Source organism: Nocardiopsis sp. iso_25 (assembly GCF_056173305.1).
In genome coordinates, this window is sequence record NZ_CM149667.1 from 5293702 (window position 1) to 5317533 (window position 23832).

Annotated in this window: 20 protein-coding genes and 1 pseudogene; 9 read left to right on the forward strand and 12 right to left on the reverse strand. The window is 73.6% G+C overall.

The window, feature by feature from the left end; genetic code table 11:
- The first annotated feature begins 27 nt into the window (after positions 1–27).
- The 3 genes from AC0VX6_RS22695 (at position 28) to AC0VX6_RS22705 (ending at position 4473) form a co-directional block, all read left to right on the forward strand.
- On the forward strand, positions 28–1011 hold the full coding sequence (locus AC0VX6_RS22695; protein WP_013154754.1) for an AAA family ATPase: 984 nt from the start codon (positions 28–30) through the stop codon (positions 1009–1011).
- Positions 1011–2315, forward strand: a complete 1305-nt coding sequence (locus AC0VX6_RS22700) for a DUF58 domain-containing protein (RefSeq protein WP_274974576.1) — start codon at positions 1011–1013, stop codon at positions 2313–2315. Before AC0VX6_RS22695 ends, AC0VX6_RS22700 begins: the two co-directional genes overlap by 1 nt.
- A 64-nt stretch (positions 2316–2379) precedes the next feature.
- Positions 2380–4473, forward strand: coding sequence for a tetratricopeptide repeat protein (locus tag AC0VX6_RS22705; RefSeq protein WP_475465982.1), 2094 nt, complete (start codon positions 2380–2382; stop codon positions 4471–4473).
- A 9-nt stretch (positions 4474–4482) separates the two neighbouring features.
- On the opposite strand, the gene AC0VX6_RS22710 is transcribed toward AC0VX6_RS22705, so the two are convergent.
- Both AC0VX6_RS22710 and AC0VX6_RS22715 read right to left on the reverse strand, forming a co-directional pair.
- The gene (locus AC0VX6_RS22710; protein ID WP_274974578.1) at positions 4483–4662 is read right to left on the reverse strand and encodes a DUF397 domain-containing protein; all 180 of its coding nucleotides are present in this window, start codon (positions 4660–4662) and stop codon (positions 4483–4485) included.
- Positions 4663–4763: 101 nt separating this feature from the next.
- Positions 4764–5768 (reverse strand): stage II sporulation protein M, encoded by a 1005-nt coding sequence (locus AC0VX6_RS22715; RefSeq protein WP_212642972.1) that lies wholly within the window; start codon positions 5766–5768, stop codon positions 4764–4766.
- A gap of 162 nt (positions 5769–5930) precedes the next feature.
- On the opposite strand from AC0VX6_RS22715, the gene AC0VX6_RS22720 reads away from it, so the two are divergent.
- The 3 genes and pseudogenes from AC0VX6_RS22720 to AC0VX6_RS22730 all read left to right on the forward strand — a co-directional run bounded on the left by AC0VX6_RS22720 (position 5931) and on the right by AC0VX6_RS22730 (position 7290).
- Complete coding sequence (locus tag AC0VX6_RS22720; protein ID WP_274974579.1) at positions 5931–6788, forward strand: RDD family protein; 858 nt, start codon at positions 5931–5933, stop codon at positions 6786–6788.
- A 45-nt stretch (positions 6789–6833) separates the two neighbouring features.
- A pseudogene (locus AC0VX6_RS22725) lies at positions 6834–6929 on the forward strand (type II toxin-antitoxin system HicA family toxin); the annotation flags it as partial.
- 94 nt (positions 6930–7023) lie between these two features.
- Positions 7024–7290 (forward strand): type II toxin-antitoxin system HicB family antitoxin, encoded by a 267-nt coding sequence (locus AC0VX6_RS22730; protein WP_274974580.1) that lies wholly within the window; start codon positions 7024–7026, stop codon positions 7288–7290.
- Here AC0VX6_RS22730 and ahcY (AC0VX6_RS22735) read toward each other — a convergent pair.
- A complete protein-coding gene (gene ahcY, locus AC0VX6_RS22735) occupies positions 7266–8528 on the reverse strand; it encodes an adenosylhomocysteinase (RefSeq protein ID WP_248771880.1) in 1263 nt (420 codons plus the stop codon). The genes AC0VX6_RS22730 and ahcY (AC0VX6_RS22735) overlap by 25 nt on opposite strands.
- A gap of 190 nt (positions 8529–8718) precedes the next feature.
- A complete protein-coding gene (gene ahcY, locus AC0VX6_RS22740; protein ID WP_475465985.1) occupies positions 8719–10155 on the reverse strand; it encodes an adenosylhomocysteinase in 1437 nt (478 codons plus the stop codon).
- Positions 10156–10283: 128 nt separating this feature from the next.
- Between ahcY (AC0VX6_RS22740) and AC0VX6_RS22745 the strand changes: the two genes are divergently transcribed.
- Together AC0VX6_RS22745 and AC0VX6_RS22750 are read left to right on the forward strand one after the other, a co-directional pair.
- Positions 10284–10694 (forward strand): MerR family transcriptional regulator, encoded by a 411-nt coding sequence (locus AC0VX6_RS22745; RefSeq protein ID WP_248771882.1) that lies wholly within the window; start codon positions 10284–10286, stop codon positions 10692–10694.
- A gap of 95 nt (positions 10695–10789) precedes the next feature.
- A complete protein-coding gene (locus AC0VX6_RS22750; RefSeq protein WP_274974582.1) occupies positions 10790–11935 on the forward strand; it encodes a hypothetical protein in 1146 nt (381 codons plus the stop codon).
- Between the two features lie 30 nt (positions 11936–11965).
- Here the strand turns inward: AC0VX6_RS22750 and AC0VX6_RS22755 are convergent, their stop codons facing one another.
- From AC0VX6_RS22755 to AC0VX6_RS22770, 4 genes are all read right to left on the reverse strand, one after another.
- Entirely contained in the window at positions 11966–13333 is a 1368-nt protein-coding gene (locus AC0VX6_RS22755) for a serine/threonine-protein kinase (protein ID WP_475465988.1), read from the reverse strand.
- Between the two features lie 141 nt (positions 13334–13474).
- On the reverse strand, positions 13475–13651 hold the full coding sequence (locus tag AC0VX6_RS22760) for a Trm112 family protein (protein ID WP_013154764.1): 177 nt from the start codon (positions 13649–13651) through the stop codon (positions 13475–13477).
- 49 nt (positions 13652–13700) lie between these two features.
- Entirely contained in the window at positions 13701–15062 is a 1362-nt protein-coding gene (locus tag AC0VX6_RS22765) for a phosphomannomutase/phosphoglucomutase (protein WP_274974584.1), read from the reverse strand.
- A gap of 151 nt (positions 15063–15213) precedes the next feature.
- Positions 15214–15615, reverse strand: a complete 402-nt coding sequence (locus tag AC0VX6_RS22770) for a DUF3499 domain-containing protein (RefSeq protein ID WP_150252010.1) — start codon at positions 15613–15615, stop codon at positions 15214–15216.
- 271 nt (positions 15616–15886) lie between these two features.
- Here AC0VX6_RS22770 and AC0VX6_RS22775 point away from each other — a divergent pair, with 271 nt between their 5' ends.
- A complete protein-coding gene (locus AC0VX6_RS22775) occupies positions 15887–16282 on the forward strand; it encodes a metallopeptidase family protein (RefSeq protein WP_013154767.1) in 396 nt (131 codons plus the stop codon).
- 54 nt (positions 16283–16336) lie between these two features.
- On the opposite strand, the gene AC0VX6_RS22780 is transcribed toward AC0VX6_RS22775, so the two are convergent.
- The 4 genes from AC0VX6_RS22780 to AC0VX6_RS22795 all read right to left on the reverse strand — a co-directional run bounded on the left by AC0VX6_RS22780 (position 16337) and on the right by AC0VX6_RS22795 (position 23781).
- On the reverse strand, positions 16337–18004 hold the full coding sequence (locus tag AC0VX6_RS22780; protein ID WP_475465990.1) for a DUF5719 family protein: 1668 nt from the start codon (positions 18002–18004) through the stop codon (positions 16337–16339).
- Positions 18005–18097: 93 nt separating this feature from the next.
- On the reverse strand, positions 18098–21511 hold the full coding sequence (locus tag AC0VX6_RS22785) for a glycosyltransferase (RefSeq protein ID WP_475465991.1): 3414 nt from the start codon (positions 21509–21511) through the stop codon (positions 18098–18100).
- 418 nt (positions 21512–21929) lie between these two features.
- Positions 21930–22217, reverse strand: coding sequence for a WhiB family transcriptional regulator (locus AC0VX6_RS22790; protein ID WP_013154770.1), 288 nt, complete (start codon positions 22215–22217; stop codon positions 21930–21932).
- Positions 22218–22455: 238 nt separating this feature from the next.
- Positions 22456–23781 (reverse strand): hypothetical protein, encoded by a 1326-nt coding sequence (locus AC0VX6_RS22795; protein WP_475465992.1) that lies wholly within the window; start codon positions 23779–23781, stop codon positions 22456–22458.
- Between the last annotated feature and the right edge of the window lie 51 nt (positions 23782–23832).

Consider the following 23832-nt stretch of genomic DNA (forward strand, 5'->3'; position numbering starts at 1 on the left):
TGAGGTATCGAGAGAGGTAGACGGCACGTGAGCGCCTTCACACCCGAGGCACTGCCATCAGCCGACGAGGCGCGCGCGGCCCTGGTCGCCCTGCGCCGCGAGGTGGCCAAGGCGGTCGTGGGCCAGGACGAGACGGTGACCGCGATGGTCGTGGCGCTGCTGTGCCGCGGCCACGTGCTGATGGAGGGCGTGCCCGGCGTCGCCAAGACGCTGCTGGTGCGCACCCTCGCGGCGGCGCTGTCCCTGGACCACAAGCGGGTGCAGTTCACCCCGGACCTGATGCCGGGCGACGTGACGGGCTCGCTGGTCTACGACCAGCACACCGCGAAGTTCGAGTTCATGGAGGGGCCGGTCTTCACCAACCTGCTGCTCGCGGACGAGATCAACCGGACCCCGCCCAAGACCCAGGCTTCGCTGCTGGAGGCGATGGAGGAGCGCCAGGTGACCGTGGAGGGCAGGCCGTCCGCGCTGCCCGACCCGTTCATGGTGGCCGCCACCCAGAACCCGGTGGAGTACGAGGGCACCTACCCGCTGCCCGAGGCCCAGCTGGACCGGTTCCTGCTCAAGGTGACCGTCCCGCTGCCCGAGCGGGCGGCCGAGGTGGAGATGCTGGGCCGCCACGCGGCCGGTTTCGACCCGGGCGACCTGGCCGCGGCCGGGGTCACCGCGGTGGCGGGCGCGGCGGAGCTGCGCGCGGCCCGGCTGGCCGTGGAGCGCGTGCGGGTGGCGCCCGAGGTCCTGGGCTACATCGTGGACCTGTGCCGGGCGACCAGGCAGTCGCCGTCCCTCCAGCTGGGCGCGTCCCCGCGCGGCGCCACCGCGCTGCTGCGCACCAGCCGGGCGTGGTCGTGGCTGTCGGGCCGCGACTACGTCACCCCCGACGACGTGAAGGCGCTGGCCAAGGGCACGCTGCGGCACCGGATCTCGCTGCGCCCCGAGGCCGAGCTGGAGGGGGCGACCACCGACGGAATCCTGGACGGTGTGCTCGCCTCCGTCCCGGTGCCGCGCTGATGGTGGTCACCGGCCGGGCGGTGCTGCTGGCGCTAGCGGCCACGGTCGCGGTGGCGCTGTCCGGTCTGATCGGCGCCGGGGCCGCGGCCGTGGCCCTGGGCGTGCTGGCGGCGCTGCTCGCCCTGGACTTCGTGCTGGCGGCGAGCCCCAAGGCGGTGCTGTTGTCCCGTGAGGGCGACACGTCGCTGCGCCTGGGCGACTCGGCGACGGTGTACGTGACCGTCGCCAACCCCACGCGGCGGGGACTGCGGGGGTCGGTGCGCGACGCCTGGCCGCCGAGCTCGCACGCCGCGCCGCGCAGCCAGCCGCTGCGGGTACCGGCCGGGGAGCGGCGCCGGGTGAGGACCGTCCTGACCCCGACGCGGCGCGGCGACGCCCGGGCCGCGGGCGTGACCGTGCGCAGTCTGGGGCCGCTGGGGCTGGCGGGCAGGCAGCGGACGCTGCCCGCGCCGTGGACCGTGCGCACGCTGCCGCCCTTCCACAGCAGGCGCCACCTGCCGGGCAAGCTGTCCCGGCTGCGTGAACTGGAGGGGCAGCACACGGCGATGGTGCGCGGGCAGGGCAGCGAGTTCGACTCCCTGCGCGACTACGTGCCCGGCGACGACGTGCGCTCGATCGACTGGCGGGCCACGGCCCGCGGCGACGGGGTGGTGGTGCGCACGTGGCGGCCCGAGAGGGACCGGCGCATCCTCATCGTGCTGGACACCGGGCGCACGTCGGCCGGTCGGGTGGGCGACACCCCGCGCCTGGACCACGCCATGGACGCCGCGCTGCTGCTGGCCGCGCTGGCGGGCAGGGCGGGCGACCGGGTGGACTTCCTCGCCTACGACCGGCGCACGCGCGCGCAGGTGCGTTCGTCGGGCAAGGGCGGCCAGCAGGTGGGCCGGATCGTGGAGGCCATGGCGCCGCTGGAGGCGGAGCTGGTGGAGTCCGACCCTGCGGGCCTGGTGGGGACCGTCCTGGGCACGCAGGGGCGGGCCCGGCGGCTGGTGGTGCTGCTGACCGACCTGAACGCGGCGTCGCTGGAGGAGGGGCTGCTGCCGAGGCTGCCCGTGCTCACCTCCCGGCACCTGCTGCTGGTCGCCGCGGTCAACGATCCGGCGGTGGAGCTGATGGCCGCCGAGCGGGGCAGCGCGGACGCGCTGTACCGGGCGGCCGCCGCGGAGCGGACGCTGGGCGAGCGGCGGCGGGTGACCGCCGAGCTTCGCCGGATGGGCGTGGAGGTGGTCGACGCCGACCCCGAGCACATCGCGCCCGCGTTGGCGGACGCCTACATCAACCTCAAGGCGCAGGGCAGGCTGTAGGCCCGGGCCTCCCGCCCTCACCATCCGGGTGCCGCCCCGTCGGGGCGGCACCCGGACGTGCAGTATGGAGGACATGGTTCCTCCCCCCGACGGCCATGACAACGCCTCCACCGGAGCCGTCCACGGCCAACTGCTCCAGGTGCGCGACATCCACGGCGGCGTGACCCTCCACGCGCCCGCTCCCGCGCCGCCGCCGCTCGCCGACGTGTCCCTGGACCCGCCGCGCCCGGCGACGGCCGTACGGGGGCGCGAGGAGCTCCTGGAGGCCCTCGGCGGGGCGGTGGAGGCCGGTGCGCCGGTCCCGCACGTGCTGACCGGGCCGGGCGGGTTCGGCAAGACCACGGTGGCGGCGGCGCTGGCCGAGCGGGCGCGGCGCGACGGGTGGACGGTGTTCTGGGTCCGGCCCGGGAGCGTGGCGTCGAGCATGGTCGAGGCCGCCGTGGAGGTGGGCGGCTCCCGGCAGGAGGCCGAGCGGGTGAAAGGGGTTCGGCGCCAGGCGGCCCGGTGGGTGTGGCGGCACCTGGACGCGGCGGCGCGGCCGTGGCTGCTGGTGATCGACAACGCCGACCGGCCCGAGGAGCTGGACCCGGAGAACAGACCCGGTGACCAGCTGGGGTGGATGCGGGCGAGTCCGGGCGGGTTCGTGCTGGTGACCAGCCGGGTGGACGACCCCGCGCAGTGGGCGCCCGCGCGGGTGCACCGGATCGGGGAGCTGGAGGGGTCGGCGGCGTCCGAGGCGCTGGCCGACCACGCGGGGGCGGGCGGTGCGGCCGGGCTCGCGGGCGCGGAGGAGCTGGCCCGGAGGTTGGGCGGGGTGCCGCTGGCGCTGTCGCTGGCCGGGCGGATCCTGGTCACGCACCGGGTGCTGTTCCCGGACGCGCACGCGCTGCTGATGCGGATCGACGAGGGCGTCGGGGCCCTGGACGAGCTGGCGGCGCCCTTCGTCACCGGTGGCGACGTCGAGCGCGGGCTGCTGTCGGGGGTGTGGGAGCTGTCCCTGCGACTGGTGGAGGAGCGCGAGCCCAGGGCGGTGCCGCTGTTGAAGCTGTTGGCGGTGCTGGGTCCTGATGCCGGTGAGATCCCGCTGCGCAGGCTGCCGCTGTCGGAGCTGGACAGCGGTGTGCTGGGCTCCCCGACCGACGCGGACCTGGCCAGGGCGGTCAACGCGCTGGTAGTGCACGGGCTGGTCTCGGTCGTCTCACCGCGGGGGGAGGCCGCGCTGCGGCTGCACCCGCTGGTGTCGGAGACCGTGCGCGCGGGGTTCACAGAGGCGGACCTGGGGCTGGTGGACGAGGCGGAGCGGCTGCTGGCCTGGAACCGCGACCGGGACCTCCGGTTCGAACTCAGGGTCCTCTACGAGATCGTCCGGCTGCGTAAACGTCTGCACTCCCACGACGAGGGCGCGGCCACGGTGACCGTGGGGAAACTGGCGGTGGCCACAACAGCCGTTCATCGAAAGGCATTCGTTTCTCTTGTGGCGGCTGCCCGAGCGCTGCTCCGCCTCGGTGCCTTTGAGGAGGCCGAAGAAACCCTCTCCGCCCTGATGGCGTTCGCCGAGAAGCAGTTCGGCCGGTACGACCGCGCTGTGTTCTCGGCCAAGCACTACCTCGCCGAGTCCCGGCTGTACCAGGGCCGGGTGGAGGAGGCGGACGAAGCTTTCCGCGCTCTGCACGAGGACAGGAGCAGGGCTCTGGGACACGAGCACGTCGAAACCCTGGATTCCCTCTACCAACTGGGCCTGATCGCACTCAGGCAGGAGCGTTGGAGCGAGGCAGCGGCCACTTTGGAGGAAGTCGGGGAGACACGGGTACGCGTTGCAGGGGAGGAGGACCCCCTGGCTCTGCTCGCCTTGCAGAACAGGGCCTACGCGACCATGCGCCAGGGTGACCCCGCCACGGCTGAGGTCGGGTTCCGGCGTGTTCACACAGTACGGCGACGTGTCCTGGGCGCCGACCACCACATGACGGCTGACGCCGCTTTCTATGTGGCCAGAGCCGCCCAGGAAAAGGGTGACGCCACCGCAGCTCTCAGAGGATTCACCGAGGTCCTACGGGTCTGGATCATGCAACTGGGACAGGAACACCCGCAGGTGGCCATGATCGAGCAACGCATCACAGAGGCCAAGGAAATGATCGAACGAGGGGAAGCATCCTCGTGACGGGCATTCTCAACTGCGGGTCGTCGTAACCAAGAAAGCCATCCATTCCGGCGCCGCGAACTCGATAAGGCCCTCCGGGCGTCGCGAGTCACGAACTCGAACTTCGGCGGTGCTGACGGTGACCTCTAAACAGCACGTCTCAGCAGCGCTGTGACTGCTCTTGAACCAACGCGGGGATTCGATCTCCATATCCCGGATGATGGCACCGCACCGCCCACCGGAACAGCCGGTGACCTCAAGCGGCCAGAGACCGGACGACTCGGCGCGCGCAGCGGACCGTCCCCGTGGCCTCAGGCCACCGGGACGGCGGCGGGGGCGTTCTCCAGGTCTCCGGTCTCGCCCTCCTGGTAGGCCTTCTTCCCCACCGTGAACACGTAGACCAGGAACAGCGCCTCCGCCAGCACGCCGATGCCCAGCGCCACCGGGATCGGGATGACCCCGGCCGCGGCGTTGCCGGTCACCACGCCCTCGATGATCCCGGAGACGAACAGCACCGCCACCAGCCCCAGGGCCACCGCGATGGCGGCGCGCCCCTCCTCGCCCAGGGCGCGCATGCGGGTGCGGTCGCCGGGCGCGATGATCGTCCACCCCAGCTTGAGGCCCACCCCGCCCGCGACGAAGACGGCGGTCAGCTCCAGCAGCCCGTGCGGCAGCAGCAGACCGAAGAACACGTCGCCCTGGCCGTGGGCGAGCATGATTCCCGCGGCGACGCCCACGTTCACCGCGTTCATCAGCAGCACCGCCAGGGTCGGCAGCCCCAGGGCCACGCCGTAGATGATGGCCTGCGCCGACACCCACGCGTTGTTGGTCCACACCTGGGCGGCGAACGAGCCCCGGGGGTTCTCCATGTAGTAGTTCGCGAAGTCGTGGTCGACGTACTGGGCCATGAAGTCCGGCGTGCCCAGGGCGTGCAGCACGTCGGGCTCGGACACGATCCACAGGGCGGTGACCGCCGCGATCGCGACCATGCCCGCGCTGGTGCCGATCCACCACCACCGCAGCCGGTACAGCACCGCCGGGAAGACGCGGGTGAAGAACCCGCCGACGTCGCGCCACGCGGAGGCGTGCGCGCCGGTCACCGCGGAGCGGGCCCGGGCCACCAGCGCGGACAGCCTGCCCACCAGCGCCGGGTCCTGCCCGGAGGAGCGCACCACCGACAGGTGGGTGGACACCCGCTGGTAGAGCTCGACGAGTTCGTCGATCTCCTCACCGTCCAGCGAGCGGCGCCCGCGCACCAGTCGGTCCAGCCGTTCCCACTCCGGGGCGTGCGCCGCGGCGAACACGTCGATATCCACGCAAGGAACCCTATCCCTTCCGCGCGCGGCCCGGTTCTGGCACCGGCTCGCGGGCCTCCCGGACCCGCCCGTCCGGTGCGCGCTCCCGACTCCGCTGCGAACAGCCGTCCCGTGTGCCGGGTAATGTCGGGACGACGGTTTCAGACAGCCCCGAGGGAGCGAGTGCTGGTGTCCTATCCCGGCAACGGCGACGCCCGCGCCGACGTGTACGGCGTGACACCTCTGGTCACGGGTGACGCCGTGGTCCTGGACCTGCGTCCGGCCGGTTTCGCCACCAGGGCAGCGGCTCTGGCCATCGACGCCCTGGTCCAGGTCATCGCCCTGATCGCGCTGAGCGTCCTGGTCACCTGGATCGGCAGGGACCTGGACCCCGCGATCACCGCGGCCGTGTCGCTGTCGAGCGTGATCCTGATCCTGGTCGGCTACCCGGCCGTCTTCGAGACCGTCTCCCGGGGGCGCTCCCTGGGCAAGATGGCCCTGGGCCTGCGCGTGGTCGGCACCGACGGCTCCCCCGAGCGGTTCCGCCAGGCGCTGGGCCGGGCGCTGGCCGCGTTCGTGGAGATCTGGCTGACGAGCGGCGTGGTCGCGCTGATCACGTCCATGATCAACCGCGACGGCCGCCGCGTGGGCGACTTCGTGGCCGGGACGATGGTGGTGGAGGAGCGCGGCGGCAGGCCGCGCGAGGAGGTCGTCCCGATGCCCCCGCACCTGGCGGCCTGGGCGTCCGGCACCGAGCTGTCGCGGCTGTCCCCGGAGACCGCGGCGGCGGCGCGCCAGTACGTGCTCCGGTACGGGGAGCTGGCCGAGCACACCCGCCACGAGATGGGCGTCCGGCTGGCCGACACGGTGGCCGCGCAGATCAGTCCGCCCCCGCCGCCGGGGACCACACCGCCCTACTTCCTGGCCGCGGTGCTCGCCGAGCGCCGGCGCCGCCACGAGGCGGCCGCCCAGCGCGCCCGGCCCGGGCACCCGCAGGGCGGCCCCCAGCAGCAGTGGTACGGGCCGCACTCCTCCCGGTGAACCTGGGCACGGAAAGACCCGATCCGGTCGCTTTATGTTGTGCTCATGCCCCTCGAAGTTCGCGAGGCCATCGAACTGATCGAAGCGGACGGCTGGTACCTGCACCGCACACGCGGCAGTCACCGCCACTTCGTCCATGACCGGAAACCCGGCGTGGTGACGATCGCTGGTAAGCCCGGTAACGACTTGCCGATCGGAACCGAGGGAAGCAGGCGGCCATCACATGGAGGCAGGGATGAGCACGTTCGCGGTCATCATCGAGCGAGCCGAGGACGGTGGGTACGGAGCCTGGTCCCCCGACCTGCCCGGTTGCGTGGCTCTGGGGCAGACCGAAGCCGAGGCCTCGGCCGAGATGCATGGGGCTGTTCGCGGTCACCTGGAGGTATTCCGTGAGCGCGGCGAGCCGGTTCCCGTTCCGGCGACGGTCGCCGCGACCACGCTGAGCGCAAGGCGACCGGTCGGGCGCGGGACCGCCCGTCAGGCGTGCCAGGAGCGCAGGTAGGCCTCCTGTCCGGGGGTGAGCGCGTCGATGCGCACCCCCAGCGCGGCCAGTTCGAGCCGGGCCACCTCGGTGTCGGTCTCGGCGGGCACCTCCACCACGCCGGGCTCCAGGCCGGAGGCGTTGCGGGCCAGCCAGGCGGTGGTCAGGGCCTGCACGGCGAAGGACAGGTCCATCACGGCGGCCGGGTGCCCCTCGGCGGCGCCGAGGTTGACCAGGCGCCCCTCCGACAGCAGGAGCAGGCGGCGCCCGTCGGCCAGCACGTACTCGTCGGCCTGCTCGCGCACGCCCCGGTTGACCTCCACGGCCCGGCCCTCCAGGGCGTTCAGGTCGATCTCCAGGTCGAAGTGGCCGGAGTTGGCCAGGATCGCGCCGTCCTTCATCAGGTCCAGGTGCTCGGCGCGGACCACGTCGCGGTTGCCGGTGACGGTGACGAACACGTCCCCGGCGGGGGCCGCCTCCTCCATGGTGGTGACGGTGTAGCCCTGCATGACCGCGTCCAGGGCCTTGACCGGGTCGACCTCGGTGACGACCACGCGGGCGCCCATGCCGCGGGCGCGCTCGGCCAGGCCGCGCCCGCAGTAGCCGAACCCGGCGACCACGACCGTGCGCCCGGCGAGCAGGGCGTTGGTGGCCCGCAGGATGCCGTCGATGGTGGACTGGCCGGTGCCGTACCGGTTGTCGAACATGCGCTTGGTGGCGGTGTCGTTGACCGCGACCATGGGCAGCCGCAGTTCGCCCTCGGCGCTCATCCGGCGCAGCCGGATCACGCCGGTGGTGGTCTGCTCGCAGCCGCCCAGCACGCCGTCGAGGAGGTCGGGGCGGGCCAGGTGGGCCGTGTTGACCAGGTCGCACCCGTCGTCGAGCAGCAGGTGCGGCCGCGACTCCAGGACCGTGACCAGGTTCCGGTCATAGGCCGCCGGGTCCATTCCGGCCCAGGCGTGGACCGAAACCCCGTACTCGGTGACCAGGGCGGCGGCGGTGTCGTCCTGTGTGGACAGCGGGTTGGACGCCGCCAGCCACACGCTCGCGCCGCCCGCGCGCAGGGCCCGCAGCAGGTTGGCGGTCTCGGCGGTCACGTGCAGGCACGCCGCCACGCGCAGGCCGTCCAGGGGGCGTTCGGCGGCGAAGCGCTCGCGCACGCTGCGCAGCACCGGCATGGAGCGCTCGGCCCAGTCCACGCGGCGGACCCCGGCCCCGGAGAGGCCGAGGTCCGCCACCTGGTGGGAGGGGAGTGTCATGTGCTGCCCGGCTCCTGCTCTCTTGGTCGGCTCGACCCCTGGGGGTTGCGTTCGGGCGCCCACGGGGTTCTGGAGGATTCGTAGGTGGGACTGCGAGGAACGAGCCGTCACACCGGAGAATCCGAAGATTCCCGTGTTCGAGGCGCCCGAACACTGGGCGAGGCGGAGCGGAGCCCCGGGGAAACGCCGCCTAGTAGCGGTAGTGGTCGGGCTTGAAGGGGCCCGTGACGTCCACGCCGATGTAGGCGGCCTGCTCCTTGGTGAGCTGGGTCAGCTTGACGCCGAGCGCGTCCAGGTGCAGCCGGGCGACCTTCTCGTCGAGGATCTTGGGCAGCGTGTAGACGTCGGTCGGGTACTCGTCGGGCTTGGTGAACAGCTCGATCTGCGCGATGACCTGGTTGGTGAAGCTGTTGGACATCACGAAGCTGGGGTGGCCGGTGGCGTTGCCCAGGTTGAGCAGGCGGCCCTCGGAGAGCACCAGGACGGACTTGCCGCCGGGGAAGGTCCACTCGTGGACCTGCGGCTTGATCTCCTTCTTGACGACGCCGGGGACCCTGGCCAGGCCCGCCATGTCGATCTCGTTGTCGAAGTGGCCGACGTTGCCGACGATCGCCTGGTGCTTCATGCGGGTGATCTGGTCTGCCATGATCACGTTGAAGTTGCCGGTGGTGGTGATGAAGATGTCACCGGTCTCCAGGACGTCCTCCAGGAGCGTGACCTGGTAGCCGTCCATGGCCGCCTGGAGGGCGTTGATGGGGTCGATCTCGGTGACGATCACGCGGGCGCCCTGGCCGCGCAGGGCCTCGGCCGCGCCCTTGCCGACGTCGCCGTAACCGCACACCACGGCGACCTTGCCGCCGATGAGCACGTCGGTGGCGCGCATGATGCCGTCCGGCAGCGAGTGGCGGATGCCGTACTTGTTGTCGAACTTGCTCTTGGTGACCGAGTCGTTGACGTTGATCGCGGGGAAGGCCAGGGTGCCCTCGCGGCGCATCTCGTACAGGCGCAGGACACCGGTGGTGGTCTCCTCGGTGACGCCCTGGATCCGCTCGGCGATCTGGGTCCACTTGGCGGCGTCGCGCTCCAGGCTGGCGCTGAGCAGGCGCAGCACGACGCCCATCTCCTCGCTGTCGGCGCTGTCGGGGTCGGGGACCGCGCCCGCCTTCTCGTACTCGGCGCCCTTGTGGACGAGCATGGTGGCGTCGCCGCCGTCGTCCAGGATCATGTTGGGGCCCTCGGCGCCCGGCCAGGTCAGCGCCTGCTCGGTGCACCACCAGTACTCCTCCAGGGTCTCGCCCTTCCAGGCGAAGACCGGGACGCCCCTGGGGTCCTCGGCGGTGCCGTCGGGGCCGACGACGACCGCGGCGGCGGCGTGGTCCTGGGTGGAGAAGATGTTGCAGCTGACCCAGCGCACCTCGGCGCCCAGGGCGACCAGGGTCTCGATGAGGACCGCGGTCTGGACGGTCATGTGCAGCGAGCCCATGATGCGCGCGCCGCGGAGGGGCTTGCTCTCCCCGTACTCGGCGCGGGTGGCCATGAGGCCGGGCATCTCGTGCTCGGCGAGCCGGATCTCGTCGCGTCCGAAGGCGGCCAGGGAGAGATCGGCGACCTTGAAGTCGAAAGCCATGCGTTCCTCACTCGTGATGGTCGTGGCGCACTCGATTCTAGGGCCGCGACCGGGACTACCGTGCGAAATTGACATTTCACCGTCAGGTTCACGCTCCTTGGTGGGGAGGTTCGGTTAGGGTCGCGTGCATGGCCGCCCTCGACGACGACCCGATCCCCGCCGACCTCCGGCCGCGCGGCCCCGTGCCCATCTCCGCGGCCGCCGAGCGCGTGGGCACCACCGCGCGGATGCTGCGCTACCGCGAGGGCCTGGGCCTGCTGCCCCGCACCCAGGAGCAGCCCACCGGGCGCGGGCACCGGCACCGCCGGTTCACGGAGGAGGACCTGCGCACGATCGCGGTGGGCCTGGAGCTGGAGCGCGAGTTCGACATCCCGCCCGCAGCGCTGGCCTTCGCCCTGCGGGTGCTGGCCGAGCCCGAGGTGCTGGCGCGGGTGCGCTCGCACGGGGAGCGGCTGGGCAGGCTCGCCGCGGCGCCCGCCCGCGCGCTGGACTTCGAGAAGCAGAAGGCGATGCGGCTGCTGCACGGCCGCCGCCCCTGAACACCCCCGGTTTACGCTCCGACGCGTCCGGTAGCGGCCACAGGTCAGTGCCCGTGACAGGTTTTGGCCAACTGTCCGCTGGCTACGGAAGACACGTGGATACCCTACGTTGCGGTGCGGACCCGGACCGGGTGCCGGCCCTGGTGCGCGAGGAACTCATGGACGTCGACCGGCTGCGGGCCATCTGGGCCCAGCACCGGCAGAGCCAGCCCCGGCGGGCCCGGGACGCGGCCCGGCGCGAGCTGACCGGCCGCCGGGTGCGGGCGCTGGGCGGCGGGCCCGACCTGGAGGAGCTGGTGGTCTCCGCCGCGGCGGACGGGGCCTCCGGGCGCCAGTTCACCGCCGCGTTCGTCCTGGAGCTGGCCGAGCGCGCCAGGGACCTGCCCGAGGACTGCCCCGCCCGCTCCCCCCGGCGCCCCGTGGACTCCGAGCAGGCGCTGCGGCTGGCGCGGGCCGCCTCGGTGCCCGCCCATCCGGTGGTGCGCGCCGCCCAGACCTACGCCGAGGGCGTGGCGGTGCTGGCCGAGCTGGACCCCGAGCGCCCCGAGGGCACGCACGCGTGGGCGCTGCCGTGGCTGCTGGCGTCCCTGGTGCTGCGGCGGGCGGACTTCCCGCCGCTGCTGCCCGACCCCCTGGCGCCGCCGTGGAGCGGACACGACGCCGACGAGCGCCTGGCCGGGATGGTCCGCCACTTCGCGCGCCTGGTGACCGGCACGCTGCTCGACGAGCTGAGCTGGACCCCCGAGCACGTCCCCGAACCCCGCTCCCCCTTGTCGCCGCTGGCGGCGGTGACGCGCCGCCGCGTCCTGGACTACGTGCGCTCGCGCCGCAGCTCGCTGGCCATGATCCTGCGGGCGCTGGACCCCGCGGCGCGCACGTCGGTGTACTCGGGCGGTTCGGACGACTCCGAGCCCGGGACCGCCTCGGAGGCGGTGGTGCGCAACCTGCTCACGCCGGGGGCCGCGCACTGGTGGACGGCGCTGGAGCTGACGGTGGGCGGGGCGTCCCTGTCGCTGTTCGTGGTGGTCCAGGAGGTGGGCCGCCCCCGGACGGGGGTGCTCGCGGTCACCGCGGACGCGCGCCTGACCGTCCCGGAGGGGGAGCGCGACGCGCTGGGCATGTCCGGCACCGACAGTGTGATCGTGATGCCCACGGACTGCGTGGACGACCGCTGGCCCCAAGTGCGCGACCTCGTGGACGAGGCGGTGTCCCGGGCCATGAACGAGCTCACCCGCGTCTGAGCGGTCGGCGGCGTCGGCGCGGCCGGGCGGTCAGCCGCTGATGGCGAGCAGAAGCAGGATCAGCAGCAGGATGACGATGGTGATGAGCACCGCCGGGATCACCCAGCTCTGCTGGAGCACCGAGTTCTGCTCGACGGGGCGCGGCATGGGCTGCTGCGCCCCGGGGCGGGCGTAGGTCTGGTTGGGGTTCATGCCCGTGAGCATGGGGTTGCCGCCCGCGTGCGGGCCGTGGGGCATTCCGGACGGCGGGGGCGGGTAGGCGGGGGCGCCCGGGCGGGGGTTGGACGTGCCCGGGTGGCCGGGGACCCCGGGCCTGGGGTTGGAGGTGCCGGGGTGGGCGAAGCCGTGGCGGGGGTCGGAGCCCATGGGGTGCCCCGGCATGCCCGGACGGGGGTTGGAGGCGCCGGGCTGCGCGTACCCGGCGGCGCCCGCCTGCGGGCCGCTGTGCGGCTGCTGGGGGCCCGTGTGCGGCTGCTGCGGCCCGGTGTGCGGCCGGTAGGGCGTCTGGCCGCCGGTGAACAGGCCGGTCTGGGCGATCTGCTCGCCCTGCTTGACGGCGTCGTCGGTGGAGGGGCCGGAGGCCTCGGGGCCCTCGTGGCCCAGCAGGCGCATGAGGAGCGTCTGGGCGTTGGGCCGGTTGTCCGGGTTCTTGTCCAGGCAGGACTCGACGATGGGGCGCAGGGCCTCGTCCATGTCGGTCAGGTCCGGGGGCGCGCTGACCACGCGGTGGACGACCGCCGGGACGGTGTCGGAGCCGAACGGCGCCCGCCCGGTGGAGGCGAAGGCGATGACGCAGCCCCAGGCGAAGATGTCGCACTTGTCGGTGATGCCGCGGCCCTCGATCTGCTCGGGCGCCATGTAGGAGGGCGTGCCGACGATCGAGTTGGTCATGGTGGCGGTGCCGTCGTCGATCCGGGCGATGCCGAAGTCGATGACGCGGGGACCGTCCGGGCCGATCAGCACGTTGCCGGGCTTGAAGTCGCGGTGGACGATGCCCGCCTTGTGGATGGCGACCAGGGCGGTGGCGGTGGTGATGGCGAGCCGCTGGAGGGTGGAGCCCTTCTGGGTGGTGCCCTTGGCGATGGTCTCCTGGAGGTCCTTGCCCGGCACGAACTCGCTGACCACGTAGGGCGGGTCGCCGTCGAGCCGGGCCTCGATGATCGCGGCGGTGCAGAAGGAGGCGACCTTCTGGGCCGCCCGGACCTCTTTCTCGAACCGCCTGCGCAGGTCGCTGTCGCGCGACCACTGGTCGTTGAGGACCTTGACCGCGTACTGCTCGCCGCCGGAGTCCTCGGCGAGGTAGACGATTCCCTGGCCGCCCTTGCCCAGCCGCCCTGTCACGCTGTACTCGCCGAACGAGGAGGGGTCGCTCGGCAGTAGCGGTTCGGGACCGGGCATCGGTGTCCTCCGGGAGATAGGGGTGAGGGGGCGCGCAGCACCAGGGTACGGGTTGCGGGGAACGCGGTGGTGCGTCCCGTCGTGCCCCGTTACCCCGGCGCAACCGTTATGACTGCTGGAACGCCCGGGGCGTTCCCGGCCTCACCCGATTTTTCGCGCCTCGTCGACCAGCAGGACCGGGATGCCGTCCCGGATGGGGTAGGCCAGGCCGCTCTCGTCGCAGACCAGCTCGTCGGTCTCGGGGTCGTGGCGCAGCGGGGCCTGGCTCTGCGGGCAGGCCAGGATCTCCAGCAGCCAGCCGTCGATCTTCGTGCTCATGTCCTCGTTCCTCTGCAATGGGGTGTCCCTCTGCCCCCATGATGCCTGGTCAGGCGCGGACGATGGCCAGGACCTCGTCGCGCAGACCGGCCATGGACGCCTCGTCGGGGGCCTCGACGTTGAGCCGCAGCAGCGGTTCGGTGTTGGAGGCGCGCACGTTGAACCACGACCCGTCGGGGAGGGAGACGGTCAGGCCGTCGAGTTCGTCGACGGTGACGCCGTCCCGCCCGGCGAAGGCCTCGCGTACCGCGGCCATCCGACCGGGGGCGTCGGCGACCTCGGAGTTGACCTCGCCGGACCCGGCGTAGCGCGAGTAGGCCTCGGCGATCCGGGAGAGGGGGCGGTCGTCGTTGCCCAGCACCCGCAGGACGTGCATCGCGGCGAGCATACCGGTGTCGGCGCGCCAGAAGTCGCGGAAGTAGTAGTGGGCGGAGTGCTCCCCGCCGAAGATCGCGCCCGTCTCGGCCATGGTGGCCTTGATGAAGGAGTGCCCGACCCGGGTGCGGACGGGCTCGCCGCCGTTCTCGCGGACGATCTCGGGGACGGCCTGGGAGGTGATGAGGTTGTGGATGACCGTGGCGCCCGGCTCGCGCTCCAGCTCCTGGGCGGCCACCAGGGCGGTGACGGCCGAGGGCGGGACGGCGTCGCCGTTCTCGTCCACGACGAAGCAGCGGTCGGCGTCGCCGTCGAAGGCCAGGCCGATGTCGGCTCCGGTCTCGCGGACCTTGGCCTGGAGGTCCACCAGGTTGTCGGGGTCCAGGGGGTTGGCCGGGTGGTTGGGGAAGGTGCCGTCCAGTTCGAAGTAGAGGGGGACGACCTCCAGCGGCAGGCCCTCCAGGACGGCGGGGACCGTGTGGCCGCCCATGCCGTTGCCCGCGTCCACCGCGACCCTGAGCGGGCGGATGCCCGAGAGGTCGACCAGTTCGCGCAGGTAGTCCGCGTATCCGGCCAGCAGGTCGCGGTGGGTGACCGTCCCCGCGGGGCCGTCGTGGGCGGGCGCTCCCCCCTCCAGGATCTCCTCGGCCAGGCGGCGGATGTCGTCCAGGCCGGTCTCGCCGCTGATGGGCGCGGCCCCGGCCCGGCACATCTTGATGCCGTTGTACTCGGCGGGGTTGTGGCTGGCGGTGAACATGGCGCCGGGCAGGTCCAGGTGGCCCGAACCGTAGTAGAGCAGGTCGGTGGAGCCGAGCCCGGCGAAGACCACGTCCAGGCCCTGGCCGGTGACGCCCTCGGCGAAGGCGGTGGCCAGCTCGGGCGAGGAGGGGCGCATGTCGTGGGCGACCACCACGGCCTCCCCGCCGACCACGCGGGCGAAGGCGGCTCCGATCGCCCGGGCGGTGTCGGCGTCGAAGGTGTCGGGGATCACGCCCCGCACGTCGTATGCCTTGAAGATGCTTGCGAGGTCAGCCACGTCTTCTCCGGCCAGGTCGGTCCTGCTTGGGTTCGGTCCCGCGCGGCCGGGCCGCGCGCGGTACAAAACTAGCAAGGCGTCCCCGCGAACCCCCGCACCACCGCCGGTTCGGGCCCGGGCCGGCTCCCCGCCGCGGCGGGGGCTGCGCCGTCTACCCGCCGGAGTGCCGGGGGGGCTGCTGTTCGCCGCGCCCCGGATCGGATCTGACCACGCGCAGGTGCCCCCGGCGCAGCGTCTCGGTCCCCTCGCCGATCTCGTCGGAGGGGTCCTTGCGGGCAGGCGGGCGGGCCGCCTCACGTACGGCGTCGGCGAGGGCCTCCAGGTCGTCGCTGCCCGGGCCGCCGCCGGACGTCTCGACCGGGAGTCGGACGACCTCCCAGCCGCGCGGTGCCGTCAGCCGGTCGGCGTGCACGGCGCAGAGGTCGTAGCAGTGCGGTTCCACGTAGGCGGCGAGCGGGCCGAGGACGGCCGTCGAGTCCGCGTAGACGTACGTGAGCGTGAAGACGGCAGGCTGTCTGCAGGCGGTACGGGAGCAGCGTCGAACAGGGCTCACAGCGTTCGACTGTATGCCTTTACTGAGGGACACGCCAGCATCGTTCCATGAGCTGGCCCGTTCGCGCTCGTCGGCGGCCTCCGCGCGCCGCCCGCCGACGCCCTCCCGGGGGTCGGCGCACCTCCTCCGGACCGTCCCCCGCCGCCGCCCGGCGGCCCGCTCCCCGGGCGCGTGAGCGCTTTCGCCTCGGGAGGGACTACGCGCGGGGCCCGTGATGGCTTAGTCTCGAAGTGTGCGACGAGTGCGCCTTTCCAGTGGCCAACCAGACCGAGTGCGGCGCCGGGACCGCCGCGGCCGAGGCATCCGCGGTCCTCTCGTGCCCTCTGACCTGCCGGTTTTCCGTAGCCGGGCGCAGGCCTTCGACGACCTTGTCCTGGACGCCGTCGAACGCCTCGAACGCCTGTGGGCGCGGGAGCTGGCCAATGTCGACTTCCTCGTGGAGGACGTCCCCCCGGTGGAGCCCCGCGGCCCCCTGACCGAGGCGATCCCCTTCTCCCGCCTGGAGACCGATCCCTCCGGCCGGGCCAGGATCGTGGTGTACCGGCGTCCGGTGGAGATCCGGACGAAGGATCCGGAGGAGATGGCCCTCCTCGTCCACGAGACGGTCGTCGAGGAGGTCGCCAACCTGCTCGGCGTGGAACCGGAGTCGGTGGACCCCGAGGGCTGACCCGCCCGGGGTGCGCCGGGGCGGCACGGACGCGTCGGCCCCCCGTCGGCGCGGCTAGGGGACGACCCCCACCATGCTGTCGCGTACCACCGGCAGCTCGGTCCGCACCGGCGCGGGCGTCACCGGCAGCACGCCCAGGCCGTCTCCGCCTCCGCGCAGCACGCGGGCGACGTGGACGGGCCCGGAGCCGTCCAGGACCTCCAGGCGGACCGCGTAACCGTCCCCGGGCCCGGTGCCCGCGGGCGCCTGCCAGCCGTCGTCCCCGCCGAACACGGCGGTGGTCCCGGCGGCGACCCGCACGCGCACGGCGTCCCCCTGGGTCGCGTCGGCGCCGATGGGGGTGGCCATGAGCGCGGCGTCGCCGCCGACCGCGGTCAGGAGCAGCTCGGTTTCGGCGCCTTCGGGGACGTCGGGCAGGACCGCGGTGGTGTCCAGCGGGAAGCGGAGCGGCGGCACCGCGGAGGTGTGGGCCGCCTCGACCACCTCGACATCGTCCCCCTCTCCGGTGACCGCCTCGGCGGCGACACCGGCGACCACGGGCGCGTCCGCCTCCACCACGACAGCGCCGGGCTCCCCTGCCAGGACGGTCTCCAGGCTGAGCCAGGCGGAGGCGGCCGGGGGCACGCTGAAGGTCAGCGGGTCCTCGGCGGTCCCGCTGCCCTGTCCCTCCCCGCCCCGCCCGTCCTCCTGCGGCGCCTCCTCCGTCCCCTCCCGCGGGGCCGGGGTGACGGTGTGCACGCGCACCTGGACGGGCTCGTCGCCCGGCGCGGCCACGTGCAGGCGGCGACGGCCGTCGCCGCCGGGGACGCCGGGGACCACGTGCTCGCGCGCGGGCGCGGCCGTGGGCGGGACCCAGTCGGCGGTGCCGGAGGAGTGCTCCGCGAGCAGGGAGGCCGCGACCCGCCCCGTGCTGGTGCGCACGTGGACCCCGACGGCGCTGGTTCCGCCGACCAGGTCGGTCAGGTCCAGTTCGGTCGCCGCCCCCGCGGGCAGGGCGATGCCCCTGCTCTCCTCGGAGTAGGAGGGGCCGCCCTCGGTGTAGACGTCCACGCTGACCGTGGCCCGGGAGTCCTCGGGGTTGGCCAGGTGCACGGTGAGCGCGTCGAGCCGCATGCCCTCGATGCCGTCGCCGCCGGGGAGGGCGAACCAGGTTCCGACGGAGGGTCCGAGGCAGCGGACCTCGGTGGCCGAGCCGTCGGAGACGGTGGTCTGTGCGGCGTCGAGTCCGGAGGCCAGGGAGCCCTGCGCGTGGACGGCGGTGGGGGCGCCGGTTCCGGCGGTGTCGGTGTTCCACACGCGGCCGGGCTCGGTCAGCTCCTCGCCGACGGTGCGGCCCCGGGTGCCGCCCGCGCTGCCCGCGTCACCGCCGTCCCCGCCGGTTCCACCGGCCTCACCGTCCCCGGTGTCCTCGGAATCCCCACCGTCCTCGCCGCTCCCCGCGCCGTCCCCCTCGTCACCGGGGGCCGCCGGGACCGTCTCGGCCCACAGCTCGCCCTCGTCGTCGCGGCTCACCCTCGGCGCGAACGCGGCCACGGAGCTGTCCCCCGACCCGTGCGGGGCGGGGCACACCCGCACCGCGTGGTCGGGCCGCACGGTCCCGGACTCGGTGACGCCCAGCTCCGCGGTGATCGGCCCGGTCGCGAACGCGACGCCGAACAGCGCGACCAGGGCCAGCGAGACCAGCCCGAACAGCGCGAACCGGTTCTCCACGATCAGTCTCACCGCCTGCTCCTCCCGTTCGGTACCGCACGCCCGGCGGGCCCGGTCGGCCCGGTGTCCTCGTCCGCCGCCGCCCGGCGCGTTCTCCTCCCCCGGTCACCGGCCACGGCGCCGTTCCCCCCTGCGCACGCCCCGGGTGCCCCGGCGGCGGCCCCCGCCCCGCAGTGCGGACAGCGTGCCGGTGTCCTCCCCGGGCGCGGAGCCGGGCGGGACGCCGTCCTCCGGCGCGTCCGCCGCGGCGTCCCCGTCCGCGCGCCCGCCGGGGTCCTCGCCGCCGGGCCGCGACCGGCCGGGCCGGGCGCGTGCGCCCCGGCGCGAGGACGCCCGGGACCCCCCCGAGCGCCGCAGCCGCTCCGGCCGCCGCGGGCGGGGGGTGGGCGTGGCCTCGATCAGCCGCGCCTCCTCCTCGGTCCGCACACCCGGCGCGGCCAGGACGGCGACCACCGCGAGCAGGACCCCCTGCGTGAGCAGCCAGGCCGCGTGGACGTAGTCGGTGTGCCAGACGCGCAGTTCGCCGCCCTCCACGGGCAGCGCCCAGGCCTGGGTCCCGCTCCGGGTGGGGACGGGGTCCAGTTCGACGCCGTCCAGGCTGGCGCGCCAGCCGCTGTCGGCGGCCTCGGCCAGGGCGAGCCGCCGTCCGGTGCCGCCGTCGGGGACCGGGGCGCTCAGCTCGTCCGCGTCCCCGCGCACCGCGAGGGCCTCGGCGCCGACACCGTCCTCGGAGACCACCCGCAGCGCGCCGGTGGGGGCGGCCAGCCGCCAGAGCGCGTAGTGCCGCGACAGGGACTGCCGCTCCAGCCCCGGTGTGCCGTCAAGGGTGTCGACCATGGTGACGTCGGCGGGCCCGCTGATCTCCGGGCGCGGGTAGAGCACGTACTGGATGCCGAGGTCGGCCAGGGTGTACATCTGGTCGCCGCCCTGGCCCACGGTGAGTTCGGCCACGGCCCGGTCCATCACCTCGCGGACCCCGCGTTCGGGCACGAGCTGCTCCTCGCCCAGGCGGGGTTCGCGTCCGCGCACGACCAGGTAGTCCACGCCGCCCTCCCCGTCGGCGGTGACCACGAGGGTGCGCGGCCGGGTCTGCGCGCCGTCGGACCCGCCGCCCTCGACGATCCCGGCCCCGACCAGCGCGCCGGGGACGACGGGTTCGGCGTGCGCGGTGACCGGTCCCCGCACGCCCTCCCACATCCACACGCCCGCGGCGCAGACGGGGGTGGCCAGGGCGAGCAGTCCCACGGCGAGGGCGAAGACCCGCCTCGGTCCGCCCAGGCGCACCATGTCGCCGAAGGAGCGGGCGGCGGTCGCCGCCGACAGCAGCACCGCCGTGGCGGCGAAGGCCAGGGCCGCCCCGGGCCAGACCGGCGCCGGGGGGCCGCCGTAGTAGGGCTCGACGACCACCCGGCTGGTCAGGACGGCCAGGAGGATTCCGAACAGGGCGAGCGACCACCCCGCCGCGGCCAGCATCCGGTTGCGGAGCAGCAGCAGGGAGCACAGCGCGGCCACGGCGAACCCGGCCGTGACCCAGAACGGCGGCGTCCCGGGGCCGCCCGGCGAGAGCATGAGCAGTTCCTGCGGGGTGGCGCCCGGCGCCGACAGCTCGGGGCGGTGCAGTCCCGCCTCCAGCAGCCACAGGCCGGGGTGCAGGAGCAGTTCGAGCGTCCACGGCATCAGCAGCACGAGCGGGACGGCCAGGCCCAGCGCGACGCTGACGTAGATCCGGCGGCCCAGGTGGCCGAAGGCGACGGCCACCAGCACGCCGGTGACCAGCGACAGGAGCCACACCATCGGCACGAACGCGGTGGCGGCCGTCAGGACCAGGCCCACCCCCCAGGCCGCGCGGCGCGAGGGCTTGGGCGGCATCGACACCAGCCGCACCAGCAGCAGCCCCAGCACCGGCAGCAGGACGTGGACCAGGGCGGTGCCCAGTCGGCCCTGGGCGACCGCGCCGGTGGCCACCGGCAGCAGCGCGTAGGACGCGGCCATCCACAGGCGTGCGGGACGAAAGCCCAGCACCTCGCGGGCGAGCAGGTAGGCGGTCAGCCCGGACAGGGGCACGCAGCCCAGCAGGACGACCGTGACGGCCAGCCAGGGCTTGCCCAGGGTGAGCGTGGACAGCAGGGCGAGCAGTCCGACGTAGGGCGGGACGGGGTCGGCCGCGCCGAGTCCGCTGTCGGGGCTGCCGGACAGGTACAGGTTCCACAGGTCGCCCGCGCCGCCCGCGACCGGGGGCAGGGCGCCGCCCGCCAGGAGGTCGCCCAGGAGCAGGGAGCGCTCGGCGACCAGTGCCACCGCGGCCAGGGCCAGGACCATCAGCACCCCGGGCCGCAGGAGCACGCTGCGCACGAAGCCGGCCCTGTCCGTGGGGATCTCGTCCTCGTCCTCGGCGGCGGGCGGCGCGGTGACGGCCTGGTGGCGGCCGGGGGTGTTGCGCACGGGCTCCCCGGACAGGATTCCGGTGAGGACGTCGTGGACCTGGCGCATGGCCACGCCGCGCGCCAGGAAGGGCCGGATGGCGCTGTAGGTGCGGCGGCGGTCGCGGCGGCGCCGGAAGCGGGCGCGCATCAGCCGGAGCGGCCGCAGGTAGACCAGGGTGATCGCGGCGGCCTCGTCCAGGGCGTTGGCGGGCTGCTTGATGAGCAGGTACCCCGCCACGCGCAGCAGCGAGGCCACGGAGTTGCGCAGCAGCGCGGCCGCCATGCCGCCCGCGGGCAGGTTGGCCAGCAGCACGAAGACGGCGTGGCGGCGGTCCACGCGGCGCGGGTGGTTGCGGGTGGCGGAGATGGGTCGGCGGCGCCGGGCGGAGGCCTCGGCGTGGTAGGCGACCGCGTCGGTGACGAGTACGGCGCGCAGTCCGGCGCCGCCCACCCGCCAGCAGAAGTCGATGTCGTCGCGGAACAGCGGCAGGGAGGGGTCGAAGCCGCCGAGGCGGTCCCACACGTCGCGGCGCACGAGCATGCCCGCGCTGGAGACCGCCAGGACCTGGCGTGTGCCGTCGTGCTGGCCGTGGTCGAACTCGCGCTGTTCCAGGCCGGTCTCGCGGCGGCCCGCGCCGTCGATGGTCACGCCCGCCTCCACCAGGAGGCGGCGGTCGAACCAGTCGCGCAGCTTGGGGCCCAGGACGGCGGCGCGGGGGTCCTGGTCTGCGGCGTCCAGCAGGTGCGCGAGGGCGTCGCGGTCCGGGGTGAGGTCGTCGTGGATCAGCCAGATCCACTCGGTGGCGTCCTCGTCGAAGCCGCGTACGGCGCTGGTGGAGCGCCGCAGTTCCAGGGCGGCGCGGACGGCGTCGCCGTACCCGGTGTCGGCGGGCAGCTCCACGACGGCGTCGGCGGGCAGGAACCGGGCCAGGACCTGGGCGCTGTCGTCGGTGCTGCCGGTGTCGGCGGCGACGGCCCGCTGCACGGGCCAGGACTGGCCGCGCAGCGCCTGCATCGTCTCGGGCAGCCAGCGGGCGCCGTCGTGGGAGACGATGACCGCGGTGACGACGTGTCGGGCGAAATCCTGGTCAGGCACGGCTGTGGTGGGTTCTCTCCGGGAGGGGGCGCGGCCCGATCGGGTCCGCGGGTCCGGCCGGGCGGGGCCGACGGGCGCGACCGCGCTCCGGACGCGGTCCGCGCGCGGGACGCCACGGCAGGCCGCGGCCCTCGTGACCTCGTCGGGGCCGGACACGGCCCGCGCGGGACATCACCCTACGCCACTCGGCACCATTACGGGCCTATTCGTCACACGTTGCTGCGGTCGGCCATATCGGAGCATTCCCACCACGACGGGGAGGGCCTATTCGAACACACATCCGAATAGGGCCCGGCATATCCGGGCATTGCCGCCCCCGACCGCGCCGCGGACACAATCGCCGCACGCCCGGGAAGGGGCCGAACATGAAAAACGCGCGCCCGGGCTCGCGGCCCGGACGCGCGTCTCACACGCGGCCCTAGAGCATCTCCGCCAGGAAATCGAAATCTCCCCCGGCGGCTTTCTTCAGCCTGCGGCGCTCGCGTTCGGAGAGTCCCCCCCAGATGCCGAAGCGCTCATCGTGCTCCAGCGCGTATTCCAGGCACTCCGCACGTACCTCGCACGACTGGCAGACCTTCTTGGCTTCCCGGGTCGAGCCGCCCTTCTCGGGGAAGAACGCCTCCGGGTCGGTCTGCGCGCACAGGGCACGCTCCTGCCAGCCCAGATCCTCATCCGAGCCGTGCGCCAGCGGGATGACCTCGCTCATGCGCACCTCCTGTTGCCCCCCATAGATGTCCCCGGCCCTTTTCGTCCCCCGGGCCGGGTGGAATCCCACCTTGAAATTACACGTGGGTCGCTTGCTGAGAGTCAAGCGCCCTGCGTGGTAATCCACTGAATATCATGTAACGAACCGCCAACGGCAGCCCGGTGATGTCCGTTCTGCGGATTACCACGCAATTCACGACCTTCCGAGGCGGTGGGGAGCGCGGGCCGACGGAGCCGGGTCAGCGCTTGTCCTCGCCGCCGTACCACCCCTGCTGGTCACCGGTTCCGCCCTGTCCCTGCTGGTCAGAGCCGTATCCGGTGCCCGCTCCGTACTGACCCCCGTACGATCCCCCGCCCTGGCCGGGCGTCTGGTTGCCGTTGTTCTCACCGGAGTTAAAGAAAGCATCAAGTTTGCCGTCGGCCGGGGTGTCCTGGGCCTGCTGCCCCTGGTCAGCGCCCTGGTACCAGCCGTACTGGATCGCGTCCTGGGCGGCCTGCTCACCGGAGGCGGGCTGCTGCTCGGTGCCCTGCGGGGCGTACTGGGAGGGGTCGTAGGCGTACTCGCCGGGCTGGCCGTAGGCGGCCTGCTGCCCGGAGGCGTCGGTGCCGTACTGCTGCCCGTAGGACTGCTGCGCGCCCGTGCCGTACTGCTGCTGCACAGCCGGGTCAGCGGCGTACTGCTGGGCCGGGTCGGCCGCGTACTGCTGGCCGTAGGCCTGCTGCGCGGGGTCCGCGCCGTACGGCTGGCCGTACTGCTGCGAGGCGTCGTAGCCCTGCTGCACGGGGTCGGTGCCGTACTGCTGACCGTAGGACTGCTGCGCGCCCGTGCCGTACTGCTGCCCGGAGGCGTCGGTCCCGTACTGCTGCCCGTAGGACTGCTGCGCGCCGGTCCCGTACTGCTGCTGCACAGCCGGGTCAGCGGCGTACTGCTGGGCCGGGTCGGCCGCGTACTGCTGGCCGTAGGCCTGCTGCGCGGGGTCCGCGCCGTACGGCTGGGCGGCGCTCTGGGTCGGGTCGGCGGACTGGCCCGGGTAGGCCGGCTGGGCGAAGGACTGCTGCGCGCCGGTGGCGGGCGGGAACTGCTGCGGGTAGGCGTTCTGCGGCTGCACCACCCTGGGGACCAGGGTCGGGTCGTTGAAGGCCTTGAGCGCCGCGAAGCCGAAGACGCCGAGCACCGCGCCCTGGGCGACGGTCCCCAGCATCCGGGCGAAGCCGTGGCCGATGTTGATCGCGTCGATGAAGCCGCAGATCACCGTGATCAGGCAGAAGAGCAGGCCCACACCGGTGACGATCATCGCGGTCAGCACGACCGGGGAGGCGCCCGCCCTGGTCCTGTCGCTGGTCAGCACGAGGGCCACGGCGACGGCGACCAGGATCGTGATGGTCACACCGAAGAAGTTGGCGGAGCCCGCGTCGTACATGGCCGTGGCGAAGGACGTCTCCGAGCGCCAGCCGCTGGACCGGACGATCACCTGGATGAGCCCGGAGAGCATGAGCACGCCCGCGGCTGCAAGCAGGACCCAGGCCGCCGGAAGGCGCAGTCGTTCTAGCGTTTCGTTCTTCAAGAGAGGTTCCCCATCTACTGCTGCTTCGCCGTCGGGTCGTTGGGAACGGCG

Coding starts and splice junctions, on each gene's coding strand:
- AC0VX6_RS22700 (WP_274974576.1), top strand. CDS start 1,011: ATGGTGGTCACCGGCCGGGCGGTGCTGCTGGCGCTAGCGGCCACGGTC.
- AC0VX6_RS22705 (WP_475465982.1), top strand. CDS start 2,380: ATGGAGGACATGGTTCCTCCCCCCGACGGCCATGACAACGCCTCCACC.
- AC0VX6_RS22710 (WP_274974578.1), bottom strand. CDS start 4,662: ATGGAGATCGAATCCCCGCGTTGGTTCAAGAGCAGTCACAGCGCTGCT.
- AC0VX6_RS22730 (WP_274974580.1), top strand. CDS start 7,024: ATGAGCACGTTCGCGGTCATCATCGAGCGAGCCGAGGACGGTGGGTAC.
- ahcY (WP_248771880.1), bottom strand. CDS start 8,528: ATGACACTCCCCTCCCACCAGGTGGCGGACCTCGGCCTCTCCGGGGCC.
- ahcY (WP_475465985.1), bottom strand. CDS start 10,155: ATGGCTTTCGACTTCAAGGTCGCCGATCTCTCCCTGGCCGCCTTCGGA.
- AC0VX6_RS22745 (WP_248771882.1), top strand. CDS start 10,284: ATGGCCGCCCTCGACGACGACCCGATCCCCGCCGACCTCCGGCCGCGC.
- AC0VX6_RS22755 (WP_475465988.1), bottom strand. CDS start 13,333: ATGCCCGGTCCCGAACCGCTACTGCCGAGCGACCCCTCCTCGTTCGGC.
- AC0VX6_RS22760 (WP_013154764.1), bottom strand. CDS start 13,651: ATGAGCACGAAGATCGACGGCTGGCTGCTGGAGATCCTGGCCTGCCCG.
- AC0VX6_RS22790 (WP_013154770.1), bottom strand. CDS start 22,217: ATGAGCGAGGTCATCCCGCTGGCGCACGGCTCGGATGAGGATCTGGGC.